This is a genomic window from Kitasatospora sp. NPDC028961 (assembly GCF_055564815.1).
In genome coordinates this window covers 35,480-53,190 of sequence record NZ_JBVHVO010000025.1, presented here as the reverse complement: position 1 = coordinate 53,190, position 17,711 = coordinate 35,480, and the positions used below count along the sequence as shown (strand labels likewise).

Here is a 17,711-nt window from a genome sequence, read left to right as displayed (position 1 = left end):
GGGCCCGCCACGGGGTATCGACTAGAGTCTTGCCCTGTGAAGATCGCACTGATGGACTCGGGAATCGGCCTGCTGGCCGCCGCCGCCGTGCTTCGGAACCTGCGCCCGGACGTCGATCTGGTGCTCTCCTCCGACCCGGCCTCCATGCCCTGGGGCCCGCGGACACCCGAGCAGATCACGGCCCTCGCGCGGGGCTGCGCGCGGGCGGCGGCGGCCCTCGAACCGGACGCGCTGGTGATCGCCTGCAACACCGCCTCCGTCCACGCGCTCGCCGCGCTCCGCGCCGAGCTGGAGCCCGCGCTGCCGGTCATCGCCACCGTCCCGGCCATCAAGCCGGCCGCGGCACTCGGCGGACCGGTCGCGATCTGGGCCACCCCGGCCACCACCGGCAGCGCCTACCAGCGCGCTCTGATCCGGGACTTCGCCGGACCGGCCGCCGTCACCGAGGTCGCCTGTCCGGGCCTGGCGGACGCCATCGAGCACGGTGACGACGCCGCGATCGACGCGGCCGTCGCCGACGCGGCGGCCCGCACGCCGGCCGGCACGGCGGCCCTCGTCCTCGGCTGCACCCACTACGAGCTGGTCGCCGACCGCATCCGCGCCGCCGTCGCGCCCACCGCCGCCGCCCACCTCACCCTGCACGGCTCCGCCGACGCCGTGGTGGCCCAGGCCCTGCGCCGGGTCGCCGACCCCACCCGCCGGGGCACCGGCACCCTCACCGTCCTCCACGCGGGCCGCAGCGCCGCTCTCCCGCCCGCCGTGCTCCTCTACCCCCAGGGCCTCGACCTCACCGCCCCGGCCGCCTGACCCGAACGGCCGCCGCGGCGCCCCGCTGTCGACCGCTCACGCGCGGACCGCGCAGTGAGCCGCTGCGTGATGGCTCCGCCGACCCGAACGTCGATCCTTGACCCGGTAGTGCGTGCACAGAAGGTCGGCGCGGGAGAAGGCCGCCTACCGGTCCACCGTCGGCGCTCGGCTCGCCCCCTCGCTGCGGAGCCGGCGGGGCGCGGGACGTCGGACCGGCCGACGCACCGCGCACCGCCGCCGCCGTTACGCCACGGCCTGGCCGCGCCAGCGCCGGTAGGCCGGTTCGAGTCCGGAGAGGATGGTGTCGAAGCGGCGCGTGTTGGTGGTGGAGTCGACCTGGAGCCGGCTGATCTGCAGCGGGTGGTCGGGAAGACGCGGGCCCAGGCGGTGGTCGGAGAGGAACCCGAGCCGGTAGCCCAGTTCCTGGAGGACGGTTTCGGCGCGCGGGTCGTGCCCTCCGTCGGGATAGGCGAAGGCGGTCGGCGGCTCGCCCAGCCAGCGGGTGAGCGCCTCGTGCGCCCCGGTGATCTCGGCCCGGACGGTGACGTCGTCGCAGCGTCCGAGACAGGGGTGCCCCTGGGTGTGGTTGCCGATGGCGACGCCGCCCGCGCGCAGGGCGATCAGGTCGGCCGGGGTGAGCTGTTCCTGCCGGGGCGGTCGCCGGTCCGCGCTGACCCGCAGTTCCTGGAGGCTGCGCCGCCGGTCGGGGTCGGGCATGGCCTTGAGCCGGCGCAGCACCTGGGAGGGGTGCCCGCAGTCCAGCGAGCGGGCGCGCCCGCCGTGCCGGGCCAGGAAGTCGGCCTCGTGCCACCAGAACGGCTTCTCCGTGCCGATCAGCTCGGAGATGACGAAGGCGGCCGCCGGGATGCCCCGGTCGTTGAGCGCCGGCAGGGCGTGCGTGAGCACGCTGCGGTCGGCGTCGTCGAAGGTGACCAGGACACTGCGGGCGGGCAGCGGCCGCCGCTCGGCGACGGCCTGCTGGACGGCCGCCAGCGAGACGGGGGTGGCGAGTCTTCGGAGCCGGTCGAGCTGGGCGCCGAAGGACCGCGGATCGGTCACGCCGTGGTAGGCGAGCACGGCGAGCCGCTGCGCGGCCCGGGCCCGGAACAACGGTTGGACGGGGGCGAAGCGCAACCAGTCGCCCCGCTCCTCGGGCCGGTCGGCCGCGGTCGGCGCGGCGTGCCGACGGGCGGCCTGCCGTCCGCGCGGCAGCGGTTGGGGGACCGCCGCGACCGCGGGGGCCGCCGCCGGCCGGCCCGGTGCGGGCGGCGCGGTCACGGACTGCGTGGTCATCGGTGGTGCGGCCGCCGAGTGCCCGGTGGCCCGTCGCCGAGCGGCCGGCTGCCCGGCGGCCGCCTGCGGCAACGAGCGCACGTGGGCGCTCGGCAGGGTGCTGATGACGGACCCGATCCGGGCCATGGAGGTCGACGTCGTGGACTTGGACTGCGGCACGGTTCCCCCTCGGTCGCCGGTGCGGCGTGGCGGTACCGCCGGAGGTTGGAGCCCGGCCTCCGACTCCAGGGCACGGCGGCTCCGCCCCCTGGTGTTTTCCGGTCCTCGGCGGGGACTCCCAACCCGCACCGCGGACGGCTCCTGGATCGCTCAATGTAGTGGAGACAGATGTGCCCGGTGGATGGTTGTACCGGACAGCCGAGGAATTTTCGCGGGCCGAAAACAGGCGCCTCCGGGCGTACGCCGGAGCAGCGACGGCGCCCGTGACCGGGCGGGATCCGGTTGCGGAGAGTAGTCGAAATATCGCTTCCTGCGGGCTGCCTCCCGGGCCGCTCCGGGGTACCTTGGCCTCATGGCAGATGCGGAACGTGATCATTTGCACCCTCATGGGGCGACCAGGATGGCCCGCGTGTGGAGCGGTGGCGCGCTGGTCACCCACCAGCTCCCGCTGGCCGTGGTCGGTCTGGCCTGTCTGGCGCTCGGCATCGTGGTCGCCGTGGCGGTTCCGGACAGTGACGGCCCCGCGTGGGCGATGGCCGTGGCCGGCTGCCTCGCGGCCGGGGTGCTGCTGCTCGGCCGGATCGCGTTCGCCCTGCTCCGGTACCGGCGCGGCGCCACCCTCTGAGGCACCGGCCCACGGACCCGCGCCGTCCTCGGCCCGGGCCCGGGCCCCGGGCCGTAGCCCCGCCGCGCGGCCGTGACCGTCCTGACCGGCTCGTGAGCCGCCCCGGCCGCCACCGGCCGTCACCTGAACGGGCGATCGAGCCCGACCGGTCGGATCGGCCGGTTTCGGCCCATCTGCCTACGCCTTCTCGCTTCTTTCACAATTCCGGGCCATCAGCCCCACAGTTCCCCCTACTGTGATTTCCGTCCGGCAGCCAACTGCGCCGGATGCGAGGCCACTTGACGGCGCCGGGGAGGGCGTCGCAGAGGGGGGAGCAATGAGCGGCACCGCCGCGCCCGGAGCACCCGAGGCGGCCGGACCGACCGGAGGCATCCGCACCAGGGTCAAACGCGAGCTGGCCCGCAGGGTCGGGGCCCGACCCGGCGAGGGCGCCACCGTCCTGATCTACCACCGCGTCGGCGGCGACAGCCCCGACGAGCTCGACGTCAGCACCGCCGACTTCACCGCCCAGGCCGACCTGCTCGCCGAGCTGCCGCCGGGCCGGGTGGTCTCCCTCGACGAGGCCGTGGACCGGATCGAGGCCGGCCGCCGCACCCCCGCCACCGTACTCACCTTCGACGACGGCTTCGCCGACGTGTACGACAACGCCTGGCCGCTGCTGCGCGACCGCGCCCTTCCGTTCACCGTCTACCTCGCCAGCGGCCACGTCGGCGGTGAGATGCGCTGGGAGGGGTCGACCGCCAGGACCACGGGCGCGCCCGCGCTCAGCTGGGAGCAACTGCGCGAGATGACCGCCTCCGGCCTGTGCACCGTCGCCAACCACACCCGCAGCCACGCCCGCCCCGAGCTGCTCACCACCGCCGAGCTGGACGCCTGCAACGACGACGTCGAGCAGCACCTCGGCGTCCGCCCCCGGCACTACGCCTACACCTGGGGCGTCCCGGTGCCCCACATGGAGCCGGCCCTGCGCGCCAGGTTCCGTACCGCCGCCACCGGCGAGGTCGGCCGCAACGCGCCCGGCGTCGACCCGGTCCGGCTGCGCCGGGTGCCCGTCCGCCGTACCGACCCGATCGACTTCTTCCGCGCCAAGCTCTACGGCCGGCTGATCCCCGAGCGCGCCTACGCCCGGATCGTCGCCACCGCCAAGGCGGTGGGCGCCCGTGCCTGACCCCACCCCGATACCCGCCACCGCGGCCGCCGGACCCGCCCCGCGGCTGCGCGGCCCCGGTGGCCGGCCGCTGCGCGTCGCCCACCTCACCACCGTCGACATGAGCCTGCACCTCCTGCTCGCCACCGAACTCAAGGTGGACCTGGAGGCCGGCTTCGACACGTACGGCATCAGCGCGCCCGGCCCGTACGTGTCCGAGATCGAGGCGATCGGCGTCCGGCACGAGCCGCTGCACGCCCTGACCCGGTCCTGGCGGCCGCGCGCCGACGCCGCCGCCGCCCGCGAGCTGCTCGCCGTGCTCGACCGGCTGCGACCCGACGTCCTGCACACCCACAACCCCAAGACCGGCGTCCTCGGCCGGGTCCTCGGGCGGCTGGCCCGGGTCCCGGTCGTCGTCAACACCTGCCACGGTCTCTGGGCGCAGGCCCACGACCCGCTCGCCAAGCGGGCGTTCGTCCTCGGCGCGGAGGCCTTCGCCGCCCGCTTCTCGCACGCCGAGCTGTACCAGAACGGCGAGGACCGCCGCACCCTGGCCCGGGCCGTCCCGGGCCGCCGCTCACGGGTCGTGGGCAACGGCGTGGACCTCAGCCGTTTCGCGACCGCCCCCGGCGACCGGGCCCGCGCCAGGGCCGGGCTGCGCGCCGAACTCGGCGTCGGCCCGGACGAACTGCTGGTCGGCGGCGTCGGCCGCAGGGTCGCCGAGAAGGGCATCCGCGAGTACGCGGAAGCGGCCCGCGCGCTAACCGGCAAGGCCCGGTTCGTCTGGATCGGTCCCGACGACCCGGACAAGCCCGACGCCCACGGCGCCGAGTCCGGCGTCGAGTTCCCCGGCCCGCGCGGCGACATGCCCGCGGTGTACGCGGCCCTCGACGTTTTCGTCCTCCCCTCCTACCGGGAGGGGTTCTCCCGTTCCGCCATGGAGGCCGCCGCCGGCGGCCTGCCGATGGTGCTCAGCGACATCCGCGGCTGCCGCGAGATCGGCACCCACGACGAGCACCTGCTCCTCGCCCCGCCCGGGGACGCCCGGGCCCTCACCAGCGCGCTGGACCGGCTCCTCACCGAACCCGGCCTGCGCGAACGGCTCGGCGCCGCGGCACGGCGCCGCGCCACGGCCCACTTCGACCAGCGCGCCGTCGCCGGGGTCTCGCTGGAGACCTACGCGGCCGTCGCCCGCGCCAAGGCACTGCCCTGGACGGTCGACTGAACCCACGCACTCCCACCAGACCGCATCAGGGGGAAGGACCGTCATGAAGCGAGGGGGGGACCTCGCGGTCACCGTCCTGGCCGGGATCGTCGCGATTCCGCTGGGCCTGCTGATCGCCCTGCTGATCCGCTGCACGACGGGCGGACCGGCGCTCTTCCGCCAGACCAGGACCGGATGGCACGGGAAGGAGTTCGAGATCCTCAAGTTCCGCACCATGCGGGACAAACGCTTTCCCGAGGAGCCGGACGCGCCCCGGATCACCTGGCTCGGTGACCTGCTCCGCAAGACCAGCCTGGACGAGCTGCCGCAGCTGTGGAACGTGGCCCGCGGCGAGATGGGCGTGATCGGGCCCCGGCCCACCCTGCCCGAACAGGTCGTCCACTACTCCCGCCGCCAGCGCGGCCGGCTCGACGTCCGGCCCGGCCTCACCGGCTGGGCCCAGGTCCGGGGCCGCAACTCCCTCACCTGGCCCGAGCGGATCGAACTCGACCTCTGGTACGTCGAGCACCGCTCGCTCCGGGTGGACCTGCGCATCCTCGCGCTCACCGTCGGCGTGCTGCTGCGCCCCAGCGGGATCACCGCCGCCGGCGGCGTCAACCCCGGCTTCCCGGCGCCCACCGAGCCGCTGACCGCCGGCCCGGCGGCCGCCGGCCACGAGAGCGCCGGCCACCAGCCCGCCTCCCACCAGCCCGTCTCCCACCAGCCGGTCGGCTCCGCCGCCAGGCCCGCCGAGCCCGCCGTCCGGCCGCTCACCACGATCAGCCTGCCCCGGCAGGCCACCGCGCCCCGGCTGGCGCAGCCCGTCCGGACCGCCGTCGAGGAGGTGTCCTGATCCCCGAAGCGGGCAGGATGGCCGCCATGGCCACCGACCACCGAGCACTCTGGATCGCCGGCGCCGGGGGCGTCGGCCGCGAGGCACTGGACACCGCGCTCGCGGCCGGCGTCCCGGTCGCCGGCTTCCTGGACGACCGCGGGCACGGCGGCACCGTCCGCGGCCTGCCCGTCCGCCGGCCCGACGACGTCCCGGCCGGCGCGCGCTACCTGGTCGGGATCGCCGCCCCGGCCGTCCGGCAGCGGCTCAGCGTGCTGCTGGAGGCCCGCGGCGCGCTGCCCACCACCCTCGTCCACCCCCGGGCCCTGATCGCGCCCGACACCGAACTCGGCCCCGGCTGCCTGGTGATGGGGGGTGCGTACGTGTCGAGCAGTGTGCGCCTCGGCGCACACAGTCAGGTCCACTACAACGCGACGGTCGGCCACGACAGCGTGTTCGGCGAGCGGGTGACGGTCTATCCGGGCGGCAACGTCTCGGGCGCGGTGCTGCTCGCCGACGGCGCCACCGTCGGCAGCAACGCCGTGGTGCTGCAGGGGCGCCGGATCGGCGCCGACGCCTTAGTCGGCGCGGGCGCCGTGGTGACCAGGGACGTCCCGGCCGGTGAGGTGGTGGTCGGCTCCCCGGCCCGGCCGCTGCGCGGATAGCGGCCGGGGACGCCGGCCGTCCGGATTCCCCGCCGATCCGCCCGGGCGGTGCCCGCCGAGCCGGCGGACGCCGGCCCGCACGGGCGACCGTCCGCCGGCGGCAGGCTCCCCTGCGCGCGGGCAACGCCCGGGTAGGGGCCCGGCGGTGGACTCCCCGGGTGCCTGCCCCGGTGCCGGATAGGGTGCGGGGCATGGCTATCCCCGCGTTCCTCGCCGAACTCCGCGCCGTGGTCGGCACCCGCCCGCTCTGGCTCAGTGCCGCCGTCTCGGTCGTCTTCGACGACGACGACCGGGTGCTGCTGATCCAGCGGGCCGACGACGGCCGCTGGGCCCTGCCCGGCGGCATCCTCGACCCCGGCGAGCAGCCCGCCGACGGCGCGGCGCGCGAGTGCCTGGAGGAGACCGGGGTGGTGGTCGTCCCCGAGGAGCTCGCCGGGGTCGATGTCTCGCCCGAAGTCCGCTACCCCAACGGCGACGTGACCCAGTACCTGGTCCTGGTCTTCCGCTGTCGCCCGGTGGGCGGTGAGGCCCGGGTCAACGACGACGAGTCGCTCGCGGTCGGCTGGTTCGCGCTCGACGCGCTGCCGCCGATGGTCGAGGCGGAGCACCGGGCGCTGCGCCAGGCCCGGGAGGGCCGGGGAGCGGCGTCCTTCCGGTGGGAGGGCGGGGAGCGTCCGTGACCGGCCCGATGGCCGGTGTCCCCCTGCTGGACGGGCCGGTGGAGGTCCGCGGGGCCCTGCACCTGGAGCGCACCGGGTACGGCCTGCGGCCCTGGCGGCTGCCGGCCTGGACGGCCGCGCAGTTCCCGGACGAGGCGCTGCGCCGGGTGGCCCAGATGCCCTCCGGGGTCCGGCTGGCCTTCCGGACCGCGGCGACGGTGCTCGAACTCGCCCTCCGGACGCCGGCCGATCCCGTGCGCCCCGGCGCGGTCGAGCTGGCGCTGGACGGCGTGCGGACCGACCGGGCCGCCCTGCCGGTGGCCGGCGGGCCCGCCGAACTGCGCTTCACCACCGCGCCGGCGACCTCGGCGCCGGGCGACGGCGCCACCGAGCGCGAGGTGGAGCTGTGGCTGCCGCAGTGGACCTCCGTCGAGCTGGTCGCGCTGCGCGCCGACGCGCCCGTGCTGGCGCCCCGTCCGAGCGGCCGCCGCCGCTGGCTGCACCACGGCAGCTCGGTCAGCCAGGCCCCGGAGGCCGATTCGGCCGCCGGTACCTGGCCGTGGATCGCCGCCGGCCGGGCCGGCGCGGACCTGCTGAACCTCTCGCTGGCCGGCAACGCCCACCTGGACCCGTTCACCGCCCGGACGGTGCGGGACCAGCCGGCCGACCTGATCAGCCTCAAGCTCGGCACCAACGTGCTGTCCGCCGCCTCGTTCCGGCGGCGGACCTTCGGACCGGCCGTGCACGGCTTCCTGGACACCGTCCGCGAGGGTCATCCGGACACCCCGCTGCTGCTGGTCTCCCCGCTGTTCAGTCCGCCGTTCGAAGGCACCCCCGGACCGGGCCGGTACGAGGAGACGCCCGACGGGCCCCGGTTCGCCGCGACGGGCGACCCCGCGGACGTCCCGGCCGGGGCGCTCACCCTGGAGACGGTCCGCGCCGACCTGGCCCGGATCGCCGCCGTCCGGACGGCCGGCGACCCGCACCTGCACTACCTGGACGGGCTCGCGCTGCTCGGACCGCGGGACACCGACGGGCTGGCCGACCTGCTGCACCCGAACCCGGCCGGGCACCGGCTGATCGGCGAGCGGTTCGCCGCGCTCGCCTTCGGCCCGGGCGGCGCCTTCACCGAGGGCTGAGCACCGAGGGCTGAGCACCTGGGGCCGAGCGCCGGGCTGTGAGCACCGGTGCTGTGAGCGCCGGGCCGCGAGCACCGCACCGCCCCGGCCCCGCCCCGCGCGTCAGAGCGTCCGGAACCACTCCGCCGTACGCTCCAGCCCCTCGCGCAGCGCCACCGGCCGAACGTCCGGGAAGAGCTCGCGCAGCCGCGCGTTGTCGGCCTGCGAGTCCCGGACGTCGCCGGGCCGCGGGTCGGTGTGGGTCACCGCGACCGGCCGCCCCAGCACCGACTCCATCGTGCCGACCAGCTCCAGCAGCGACGTCCGGGTGCCGAAGGCCAGGTTGACCGGATCGGCGTGCACCACCCGGCGCAGCACCGCCTCGGTGATCACCTCGGTGACGGTGCCGACGTAGGTGAAGTCCCGGCTCTGGCCGCCGTCCCCGTGCACCGTCACCGGCCGCCCGGCCAGGGCCGCGTCCAGGAAGGCCGGTACCACGGCCGCGTAGGCGTGCCCGGCGGGCTGGAGCGGGCCGAAGACGTTGAAGAACCGCAGCGGCAGCACGCCCAGCCCGTAGCAGTGGTGGTAGGCGGCCAGGTAGGACTCGGAGGCCAGCTTGCTGACCGCGTAGGGGCTCATCGGCGCGGTGCGCATGGTCTCGCGCTTGGGCAGCTCGCGGTTGGCGCCGTAGACCGAGGACGAGGAGGCGGCGGCCACGTACGGCCCGCCGGCCCGGCGGGCCGCCTCCAGCACCTCCAGGGTGCCGGTCGCGTTGGCGTGGTGGCTGGCCAGCGGGTCCGCGACGGAGCGCGGGACGGACGGCAGGGCGGCCAGGTGCACCACCGCGTCGGCGCCCGCGAAGGCCTCGTCCAGCAGGTCGGGGTCGAGGATGCTGCCCTCGTACAGGGCGGCGTCGACGCCGGCCAGGTTCGCCTTGTGGCCGGTGGACAGGTTGTCCACCACCCGGACCAGCTCCACCTCGGGGCGGGCCAGCAGGGCCCGGACCAGGTTGGCCCCGATGAATCCGGCTCCGCCGGTGACGACCACGCGCATGGCTGGGGCTCCCCCTCCGCACCCGCCCGGCCCGCCCGGCCCGGCCCTGTGCCGATGGTAGCCGGGCGGTCACCCGCGGTGGGGCGGAACGGCGAGAAGGGCCAGGCGGTCCCGGCCCGCTCAGCCCTTGCGCTGGCGGTACGCCTCCTCGGCCGCGTCCAGGACCGCCGCGAGGTCGCCGCCGGCGGTGGCCGTCGCGACCGCGGCCACCGCGCCCTCCACGAACGGTGCGTCGGCGAACCGGACCGGGAACGGCAGCCCGTGCTCGTCCGCGTCGGAGAGCAGGGCCCGGACGGTGGTCACCGCGCTGCCGAGGTCGGCGAGCATCACCACGCCGTGCCCCTGGTCGACCCGGCGGGTGGCGGCGGACACCAGGACGGCGCTGATGCCCGGACCGGAGTCCGGGTCGCCGCCGGTCGCGGCGACCGGGGAGGGGGAGTCGGTACCGGCCAGCGCGAGCGCCAGGGCGCGTACCGCGGCGGCCAGCTCCTGGCTGTGCGAGACCAGGACGACCCCGACCCGTCCGTGCAGGGGCGGCCGGCCGGGGGCCGACCGGGGCAGCGGGGTGCGCGCGGGCGGGGTGCGAGGCGCCGGGGGGTGGGCCGAGGGGGCCTCGGAGATGGGGATGACATCGGCGCTGGTGCCGTCCCGGCGGCTCATCGGCTGCTCCTGGGGGCGTCGGGGTGCGGGCCCTCCTCACTCTGGCAGCTCGGGCGCCGCCCGGCGGGGCGGGACACGCTCCGGACGGGCCGCCCGGACCGATCGACGGACGCTTTCCGGCCGTGGGTCCCAGGGGGTGTGTGCGCCGCGGCCTGATCCGACGTGACTTCGCCCCCATCCCCTAGCACAGCGCGGCGGCCCGCGGGGCCCGCCGGCGGAGCGTCGCCCCCGGTCGGGGGAGTCCTCGGCAACCCGCTGACCGGGGCGGCAGCGGTGACTAGGCTGGCCTCGAAAGCCGTCGGGAGGAGACCAGTCATGGCAGCCAATATCGGGACTGATGTGGAGTCGGCCGTGGGCACGGGCGTCGAGGTGCCCGCACCGTCGCCGGAGCTCGCGCCGAGCGGGAAGCCGAAGGTGGACTTCACCGGGGCGACCTGGCTGTGCAGCAGTCAGGGGGTCGGGGATGTCCAGATCGCGTTCGTGGACGGCTACATCGGCATGCGGGACGGCCGCCAGGAGGACGGGCCGGTCCTGGTGTTCACGCCGGGCGAGTGGCGGGCCTTCGTGCTCGGCGCCCGGGACGGCGAGTTCGACCTCACCTGAGGCCCGCCCGGCCTGCCCGACCCGCCTGATCGCCCGTCCTGGCCGCCGCGGACCGGCCGGGGAGCAGGGAGGGAAGTGCCGGAACGGGTCCCGTGAGGGGCCCGTTCCCATCTTGTGATCAGCCTTGAGCGTACCCGGTCATAAATTCTGTTGACTGTTAGACAAGCGCAGCTCAGAGTATGAGCACAGGCAGACGCCGTGCCCACCGCCCCCACGCGGCCAGACACGGCGCCTGCTGTGCAGCCCGGCAGTCACGCCGGACCTGCCTCCCAGTCATCCCCTGCGCACCGGGGGTGCGTTGGCCGGTCCCGGCCCACAAGGGGCCGGCAGTCGCCGGGAGGCTGACACCGCTGCCGAGAGCGACTCGACGTCGGTGCCGGGTGCTCGGGACCCGCACGCCCCCACGCGGCGGCGTCCCGAGCAGATCCGCGGGAGCGACGGGCCGGGGCCCCGCGGACCTTGCTTGTGTGGCTTCGAACTGCTGGCTTGTGTGCTGTGCTGTGTGCGACGACGAAGCTGGGTGCTCGGCGGATCGGCACGACGATGTGCACAGTGAGGGATACGCGTGTAGGGCCGCGTTGCGACATGCCGTCCCCCCGAAGGGTGAAACCCAGAACGGCTGTCGTGCTGAACCGAACGTAGCCCGGACGGTTGCTCAGAGTCAACATTGGTCTCTGAGCGTGGATCTCCGTCCAGCGCCCCACCCACCCCGCGAGAGTGGTGTGCCGGGCACGTACGATGTTCCCATGTCTTTTCTCCGCCGTCGCTCCGGACAGCCCACCGGCCCGGACTTCGACGTGCTCGCCATGGACCCGGGCGACTGGCCCGGCGACTTCGGCGCGGCCATGATGACCGGCCCGGACGGCTCCTGTCAGGGGATTTTCCTCCGCTACGACCTGTTCGGAGGCAGAGGCCCGGCGATGTTCATCGGCAACCTCCCCGAGGGCTCGCCGGCCCGCGAGACCGGGGACGAGGTGCCCTTCGAGGTCCGGCAGCTGCTCGCGGCGCTGGAGAACGAAGAACCGGTCGAGTTCGTCTCGGCGGAGGACTTCCCGGTGATGCTCGGGGACGACCTGCTGATCGTGAAGAAGGTCAAGGTCAGCGAGGGCCGGGTGTTCTGCTCGCAGTTCGGCCGCAGCGACGGCGTCCAGGTCACCATCGCCTCCTGGGACCGACCGATTTCGGACGACCTCTACCAGCTGCTCAAGCCGCTCCCGGCGGACATGTTCCAGCAGGGCTGACCGGCACTCCCGCGGCGGCGCGGCCGGGGCCGTTCCGGGCTCCGGGCACTGCTTGACGGTTTCGATCATCGCTTCGTACAGTCGCGAACATGTCGTGCCGTCTCCCGCTGCTGACCCGTCGCAGCTACCTGGACCTGCGGCGCACCGCAAGCGCGGCGTGTCCGGGCCACTGAGGGGGATTCGTCCCCGAGGCGGCGGGTGCCCGGCCGAGTGGCCGGCGCCGATCCGGGGGCGGGTGTTGCGCTGACTTCCGGGGCCGTCCACCGGTACCGCGCGCCCGTCCGGCGTGCCGCCCGCACTTGCCGAGCCCACGCTGCCGCCCGGAGGCACCAGCACCATGACCACCACCGCTGCCGATCAGTCGCCCGTCGCCGCCGCCCTCGCCGGGCTGCCCCGGGTCGTGGACCTGCTGGCGGCCCGCGCCGAGGAACACGACCGCGACGCCACCTTCCCCTACCAGGGCATCGAGGCGGTGCACGAGGCCGGTCTGCTCACCCTCACCGTCGGACAGCGGTACGGCGGCCCCGGCGGCACGCTCGCCGACACCGTCCGGGTGCTCGCCCAACTCGGCCGGGGGGACGCCTCGGTGGCCGTGGTCACCGCCTTCACGCTGCTGCAGCACGCCGAGCAGGCCCGGGTGGCCGCCTGGCCGGCGGCCGGCTACCGGCGGCTGCTCACCGAGTCCCGTCGGGGGCCCGCCCTGGTCAACACCCTGCGCGCGGAGCCGGGCGGCCAGGGCGGCGCCCAGCCGGCCACGGTGGCCCGGCGGGACGGTGACGGCTGGCTGCTCAGTGGCCGAAAGACGTACTGCGCCGGTGCCGAGGCGCTGGCCTGGATGGCCGTCACCGCACGGACCGAGGAGCCGGTGCCGCGGATCGGCACCTTCCTGGTGCGCGGGGACAGCGAGGGCATCGAGGTCGACCCGACCTGGGACCAGCTCGGCCTGCGGGCCAGCGCCAGCCACGACGTCGTCCTGGACGCCGTCCGGGTGCCGGGCGAACTCGCGCTCGGACTCACCGCCCCGAGGGGCAACGGCCCGAGGACCACCGGCCGGGCCGGCGGGCCCGCCCGCGCCGGAACCGCGCCGTCCGGTGCCGAGGCCAGGGGCGCCGAGGCCAGGGGCGCCGAGGCCGGCGGTATCGAGGACGCGGGTGCCGCGGCCGCGGTGCCGGCCGCCGAACTCACCCGCGCCTGGCACGATCTGGCCCTGTCCGCGGTCGCCCTCGGGGTCGCCCGCGCCGCCGAGCAGTGGCTGGTCCGCTTCCTCCACCAGCGCACTCCGGCCAACCTCACCGAGCCGCTCGGCAGCCTGCCCCGGTACCGCTGCGCGCTGGGCGAGATCGAGGCCCAGCTGATCGGCGCCGAGGAGCTGGTCAGCGGACTGGCACCGCGGGTGGACCGGGCCGAACCGGACGCCGTCGCCCGGACCGGCCCGGCGCAACTGCTCGCCACCCGGGCGGCGATAGCGGCCGTCCAGCAGGCGGTCTCGCTCACCGGCAACCCCGGCCTGAGCCGGCGTCACCCGCTGGAGCGCTATCTGCGGGACGTGCTCAGCAGCCGTGTCCACTTCGCCCCGGACGAGACCGTCCTGGACGCCGCCGGCCGGGCCGCCCTGGAGCGCGGGCGACGCCTCTGACCGGCCGGGCCCGACCGCGGCCCGAACCGCCCGGGCCCCGACCGATCGTGCGCGAGCGGCCGGGGCCCGGGCCGTACGCCCGGCTCAGCGGGTGCCGACGGCGGCGCGGACGGCCCGGCGGGCCAGCGCCGCGTCGTCGTACAGCCGGCGGATCATGATCCGCTGCTCCTCGCCGGCACCGGGCACGTCGTACAGCCGGATCTCCCGCATCAGCACGAGCACCAGGTTCACCAGGAACGCGTCCCGGGCCAGTGTGCCGCCGCTCTGCGCGAGTTGGCTGATCTGCCGGCGGGCGGCGGTGTCCCCGGAGAGGACGCTCCAGAGCACGGCCAGGTCGTAGCCCGGCAGGTACCAGCCGGCCTGCTCCCAGTCGACCAGGACCGGCCCGGAGGGCGCCAGCAGCATGTTGCTGAGCAGGGCGTCGCCGTGACAGAGCTGGAGCGGGGCGTGGCTCAGGCCGTGCAGCAGGCCGCGCAGATCGCCGGCGTCCCGGTCGGTGAGCTGTCCCACCGAGTGGTAACGGGCGATCTCCACCTGGTAGTCCAGCCGTGGCTGGAAGACGTCGGTCGGCGGCCGCCACAGGTTGAGCGTGCGGACCGCGCCGAGCACCGCCCGCACCTCGCCCGGGGTCGGCGCGTTGGCGGGGTGGCGCTCCCGGGCGGCGGGCCGGCCGGGCACGCGCTCCATGACGAGCACGCAGCGGTCGTGGTCGGCCGCGACCAGCCGGGGCAGCCGCACCGGCGGGCGGTGCCGGACGAAGGCGCGGTAGACCGCGACCTCGTGGTGGAAGTCGGCCACCAGCTGCTCGAAGTACTCGCTCCGCACCGCCTGCGGGGCCAGGCACTTGGCGACCACCGGCGCGCGCCCGATGGTGCCCGCCACCAGGATGTGGCGGCTCCCCTCGCGCAGCACCTGGCGCGGGGTGAAGGCGGGGCATATCCGGGCGACACCCGCCAGCGCGGCCCGTACGGCCGGGGTCTGCAGCGCCGCCGGGTCGATCCGCTCGGGGGCACCGGGCTGACCGGGCCGCATCGGCGGGCGGAGCATCCGGCCGTCGCCGGGCCGGACGGCCGGCATCCGGGCGCCCGGCGGCAGGACGGACTCGGGGGCGCGCAGCCCCAGCGCCGTCCGGGCGGCCTGGCCCCGCGCGTCCGTGGTCCGGCCGTCGGCGCCGCGCGGCACCGCGGGGCGGCTCGGCGGCAGCTGCTTCGGACCGGGACGGCCGGCGGCCGCGCCCGGGGGGCGCAGCGCGGTGCGGGTCGCGGTCGGCGTGGGGGAGGTCGCGGAGGAGTACATGGGGTGAGGGTGGTCCCTTTCTGTCCGTCGGCGGGTGCGCCCCGCGGTGCGGGGAGGGCCGGTGCCGCGTGCTTGCTGGCGTGACGGCGGCCCTGTCTCGGTGCGGTGGGTGGAGCGCGGGCGCCGGGCACGGACGCGGGGGCCGGAGCCCCCTGCTTCGGCGGTGACCCGGTCGTTCCGCACCCTGGGGAATGCGGACGACCGGACTGCCGTGGCCGTGCCCGGCGCCCCCGCGCCACCCGGCCGCGCCACCCCCTCGGGTGAGGACCGGGGACGCCCCGTGACACGGTCGGGGGAACACCCCCCACCTGCCCGGGGCGCCGCCCGACCCGAGGGGCGAGGTGGCGCACCTCTACATCACACCCGGACGGCACTGGTTAGTAATGTGGCGGACCCTGGCGAAGCCTGGCGAATGCTCGCCTGGCACATGACGGAGCATCTAGCCTGAACCAGCCGAGGAACCTGGGGGCTTCACGTGAGCAGGGGACCCAACACCCGACTTGCCGATCTGTTCGTCCTGGCCGGATGGTCGAAGGGCGAGCTCGCACGGCTGGTCAACCGGCGTGGTGCGGCCATGGGAGAGCAGCAGCTGTCCACCGACACCTCGCGGGTCCGGCGCTGGATCGAGCACGGAGAGATCCCGCGCGATCCGGTGCCGAGGGTACTGGCGTCCGTGTTCACGGAGCGGCTCGGCCGTGTCGTCACCATTGAGGACCTCGGTCTGGAACGACACCGGCCCACCAGGACCGGAGCGGCGCAGTCCGCAGCACATCCATGGGAGCCGGATCGTACGGCCGCGGTCCTCACCGAGTTCACGGGAATGGACCTCATGCTCAACCGACGTGGATTGGTGGGTGCGGGCGCCGCGCTCACGGCCGGGGCGGTCATCGCCGACACTCTCAAGGGCTGGCTGGGCGGGGACGCCGTCGCGTACGCGGCCGCCGCGCCGGGCCCCCGACAGGTGGTCACCCAGGGCGGGGCCCGCCCGGTGGTGGACGTGTACGACGCGGGCCCGGTCGGGCTCGACGAGGTGGAGGCACTGGAGCGCTCGGTCCAGGTGTTCCGCGCCTGGGACGCGGCGCGCGGCGGCGGACTCCAGCGCAAGGCGGTGGTGGGACAGCTCAACGAGGTGGGCGGGCTGCTGACGCACCGCCACGGCCAGGCCGTGGAGCAGCGGCTCTGGCTGGTCGCGGCCAACCTCGCGGTGCTGGCCGGCTGGATGTCGCACGACGTCGGCCTGGAGTCGACCGCGCAGAAGTACTTCATGATCGCCGCCGAGTCGGCCAAGGAGGCCGGCGACCGCCCCCGGGCCGGTGAGGCGATCTCCCGGGCCGCCCGCCAGATGGTGCACCTGGGCCGCGCCGACGACGCGATCGACCTGATGGCCGCGGCCCGGGCGAGCGGCGGCCGGGTGCTGCCCAGAACCCGGGCGATGCTGAACACCGTGGAGGCCTGGGCGCACGCCTCGGTCGGGCACTCGCAGGACACCCGGCGGCTGCTCGGCGAGGCCGAGGACCTCTTCGCCGAGGACGTGTCCGAGCCGCCGCCCTCCTGGATGCAGCTCTTCGACGAGGCCGAGCTGCGCGGGATGCAGGCGCTGGTGCTGCGCACCCTGGCCGAGCACGACCTGACGGCCGCCCCGGAGGCGCGCCGCCAGGCCGAGCGGGTGATCAAGCTGCGCGAGGGCACCGGTCAGCTGCGTTCGGCGCTGTTCGACCGGATCACGCTCGCCTCGGTGCACTGGCTCAGCGGGGAGCCCGACGCGGCGGACCTCCAGGCCAAGATGGTGATGAACCTGATCGGCCAGAACTCCTCGCACCGCACCTGGGACCGGTTGCGCGAGATGTACCGGCTGACCGCCCGCTACCGGGGGCTGCCGGTGGTGGACGAGCTGCGGGTGGAGCTCGGGCGGGAGTTGCGGCAGGCGGACGCCAAGAACCGGCCCAGGTTCGCCTGAGCCGGTCGCGGTCCGTCCGGGCCGCCCGGTGCTCCGGGCGTTCGGGGCTGTGAGCCGCCCGGAACTGTGAGCCGTCCGGGGCTGTGAGCCGTCCGGAGCCCGGCGTCGGCCGGGGGCGGCCTGCGTCAGTCGGGGTCGGCGGGGCGCAGCAGCATCCGCAGCGCCGTCACGGTGCCGTCGTTCCCGAGCACCGGCTCGCCCGCGCACTCCACCGTGGTGCGCGCACCGTCGGGGTGGCTGACCTGGAGGGTGCCGAAGGCGTGGCGGCCGTGCACCAGGGCGTCGGTCATCATCCGGCGCAGCTGCGGCCGGTCCGCCTCGGCGAGCCGGTCGGGCAGCCGGTCGAGGCTGAGCGGTCCGTGCCCCGGGTCGCAGCCGAGCAGCCGGTACACCTCGGCGGACCACCGGACGTCGTCGGTGAGGAGGTCCCACTCGGCGGAGCCGACCACGGGACCGGAGTGCGCCTGCGTCGTGCCGTCCACTCTGCCGCCCACCGACCCGTCGTCCGCCCCGGTGTCCGTCCGTCGGGCATCGCTGCGGCGGGCGGCCCGGCGGGCGGCAGTGGCAGGCATGCTCATGGCGATTCCATCGGGTCGAGGCCGGCGCCGGGCCGGCGGAGAGGGAGGTGGGGAGGGTGGCCGCAGGGTGGCCGTGAGGTGGGAAGCTGTCAAGCAGTGAGAAGACTGTCGCACAGCGGAGTCACCCTCGTGGGGGATTTGAGCAGATCTCTGGCAAAATTCCCCCGGCATATGCCAC

At 75.6% G+C, this 17,711-nt stretch carries 17 protein-coding genes; 12 read left to right on the top strand and 5 right to left on the bottom strand.

Features of this window, described 5'->3' with window-relative positions; translation table 11 throughout:
• The first annotated feature begins 36 nt into the window (after nt 1-36).
• Nucleotides 37-807 carry a glutamate racemase gene (locus ACZ4UX_RS29715; RefSeq protein WP_465708890.1) on the top strand — a complete coding sequence of 257 codons (771 nt, stop codon included), beginning with the start codon at nt 37-39 and terminating at the stop codon, nt 805-807.
• Between the two features lie 243 nt (nt 808-1,050).
• Here the strand turns inward: ACZ4UX_RS29715 and ACZ4UX_RS29710 are convergent, their stop codons facing one another.
• A complete protein-coding gene (locus ACZ4UX_RS29710) occupies nt 1,051-2,259 on the bottom strand; it encodes a polysaccharide deacetylase family protein (protein WP_465708889.1) in 1,209 nt (402 codons plus the stop codon).
• Nucleotides 2,260-2,659: 400 nt separating this feature from the next.
• Between ACZ4UX_RS29710 and ACZ4UX_RS29705 the strand changes: the two genes are divergently transcribed.
• From ACZ4UX_RS29705 to ACZ4UX_RS29675, 7 genes are all read left to right on the top strand, one after another.
• Complete coding sequence (locus ACZ4UX_RS29705; protein ID WP_329490825.1) at nt 2,660-2,884, top strand: hypothetical protein; 225 nt, start codon at nt 2,660-2,662, stop codon at nt 2,882-2,884.
• A gap of 316 nt (nt 2,885-3,200) precedes the next feature.
• Nucleotides 3,201-4,052 carry a polysaccharide deacetylase family protein gene (locus tag ACZ4UX_RS29700; RefSeq protein ID WP_465708888.1) on the top strand — a complete coding sequence of 284 codons (852 nt, stop codon included), beginning with the start codon at nt 3,201-3,203 and terminating at the stop codon, nt 4,050-4,052.
• Nucleotides 4,045-5,256 (top strand): glycosyltransferase, encoded by a 1,212-nt coding sequence (locus ACZ4UX_RS29695; protein ID WP_465708887.1) that lies wholly within the window; start codon nt 4,045-4,047, stop codon nt 5,254-5,256. Before ACZ4UX_RS29700 ends, ACZ4UX_RS29695 begins: the two co-directional genes overlap by 8 nt.
• A 43-nt stretch (nt 5,257-5,299) precedes the next feature.
• Entirely contained in the window at nt 5,300-6,088 is a 789-nt protein-coding gene (locus ACZ4UX_RS29690) for a sugar transferase (RefSeq protein WP_465708886.1), read from the top strand.
• Nucleotides 6,089-6,114: 26 nt separating this feature from the next.
• Entirely contained in the window at nt 6,115-6,732 is a 618-nt protein-coding gene (locus ACZ4UX_RS29685; RefSeq protein ID WP_465708885.1) for an acetyltransferase, read from the top strand.
• Between the two features lie 191 nt (nt 6,733-6,923).
• Entirely contained in the window at nt 6,924-7,412 is a 489-nt protein-coding gene (locus tag ACZ4UX_RS29680) for an NUDIX hydrolase (protein ID WP_465708884.1), read from the top strand.
• 8 nt (nt 7,413-7,420) lie between these two features.
• Nucleotides 7,421-8,530: a GDSL-type esterase/lipase family protein gene (locus ACZ4UX_RS29675; RefSeq protein WP_465708918.1), complete on the top strand. Its 1,110-nt coding sequence runs from the start codon at nt 7,421-7,423 to the stop codon at nt 8,528-8,530.
• Nucleotides 8,531-8,632: 102 nt separating this feature from the next.
• Here ACZ4UX_RS29675 and ACZ4UX_RS29670 read toward each other — a convergent pair whose 3' ends face one another.
• Together ACZ4UX_RS29670 and ACZ4UX_RS29665 are read right to left on the bottom strand one after the other, a co-directional pair.
• Nucleotides 8,633-9,562, bottom strand: coding sequence for an NAD-dependent epimerase/dehydratase family protein (locus tag ACZ4UX_RS29670; RefSeq protein ID WP_465708883.1), 930 nt, complete (start codon nt 9,560-9,562; stop codon nt 8,633-8,635).
• 120 nt (nt 9,563-9,682) lie between these two features.
• Nucleotides 9,683-10,222, bottom strand: a complete 540-nt coding sequence (locus ACZ4UX_RS29665; protein ID WP_465708882.1) for a PTS-dependent dihydroxyacetone kinase phosphotransferase subunit DhaM — start codon at nt 10,220-10,222, stop codon at nt 9,683-9,685.
• Nucleotides 10,223-10,537: 315 nt separating this feature from the next.
• On the opposite strand from ACZ4UX_RS29665, the gene ACZ4UX_RS29660 reads away from it, so the two are divergent.
• The 3 genes from ACZ4UX_RS29660 (at nt 10,538) to ACZ4UX_RS29650 (ending at nt 13,702) form a co-directional block, all read left to right on the top strand.
• Nucleotides 10,538-10,825 carry a DUF397 domain-containing protein gene (locus ACZ4UX_RS29660; protein ID WP_352295047.1) on the top strand — a complete coding sequence of 96 codons (288 nt, stop codon included), beginning with the start codon at nt 10,538-10,540 and terminating at the stop codon, nt 10,823-10,825.
• Between the two features lie 746 nt (nt 10,826-11,571).
• The gene (locus ACZ4UX_RS29655; RefSeq protein WP_329490835.1) at nt 11,572-12,066 is read left to right on the top strand and encodes a hypothetical protein; all 495 of its coding nucleotides are present in this window, start codon (nt 11,572-11,574) and stop codon (nt 12,064-12,066) included.
• Nucleotides 12,067-12,403: 337 nt separating this feature from the next.
• Nucleotides 12,404-13,702: an acyl-CoA dehydrogenase family protein gene (locus ACZ4UX_RS29650; RefSeq protein ID WP_465708881.1), complete on the top strand. Its 1,299-nt coding sequence runs from the start codon at nt 12,404-12,406 to the stop codon at nt 13,700-13,702.
• Nucleotides 13,703-13,786: 84 nt separating this feature from the next.
• Here the strand turns inward: ACZ4UX_RS29650 and ACZ4UX_RS29645 are convergent, their stop codons facing one another.
• Complete coding sequence (locus tag ACZ4UX_RS29645) at nt 13,787-14,779, bottom strand: aminoglycoside phosphotransferase family protein (RefSeq protein WP_465708917.1); 993 nt, start codon at nt 14,777-14,779, stop codon at nt 13,787-13,789.
• 694 nt (nt 14,780-15,473) lie between these two features.
• Between ACZ4UX_RS29645 and ACZ4UX_RS29640 the strand changes: the two genes are divergently transcribed.
• Complete coding sequence (locus tag ACZ4UX_RS29640) at nt 15,474-16,955, top strand: DNA-binding protein NsdB (RefSeq protein WP_465708880.1); 1,482 nt, start codon at nt 15,474-15,476, stop codon at nt 16,953-16,955.
• 125 nt (nt 16,956-17,080) lie between these two features.
• On the opposite strand, the gene ACZ4UX_RS29635 is transcribed toward ACZ4UX_RS29640, so the two are convergent.
• Nucleotides 17,081-17,527, bottom strand: a complete 447-nt coding sequence (locus ACZ4UX_RS29635) for a hypothetical protein (protein ID WP_465708879.1) — start codon at nt 17,525-17,527, stop codon at nt 17,081-17,083.
• Nucleotides 17,528-17,711 lie beyond the last annotated feature (184 nt).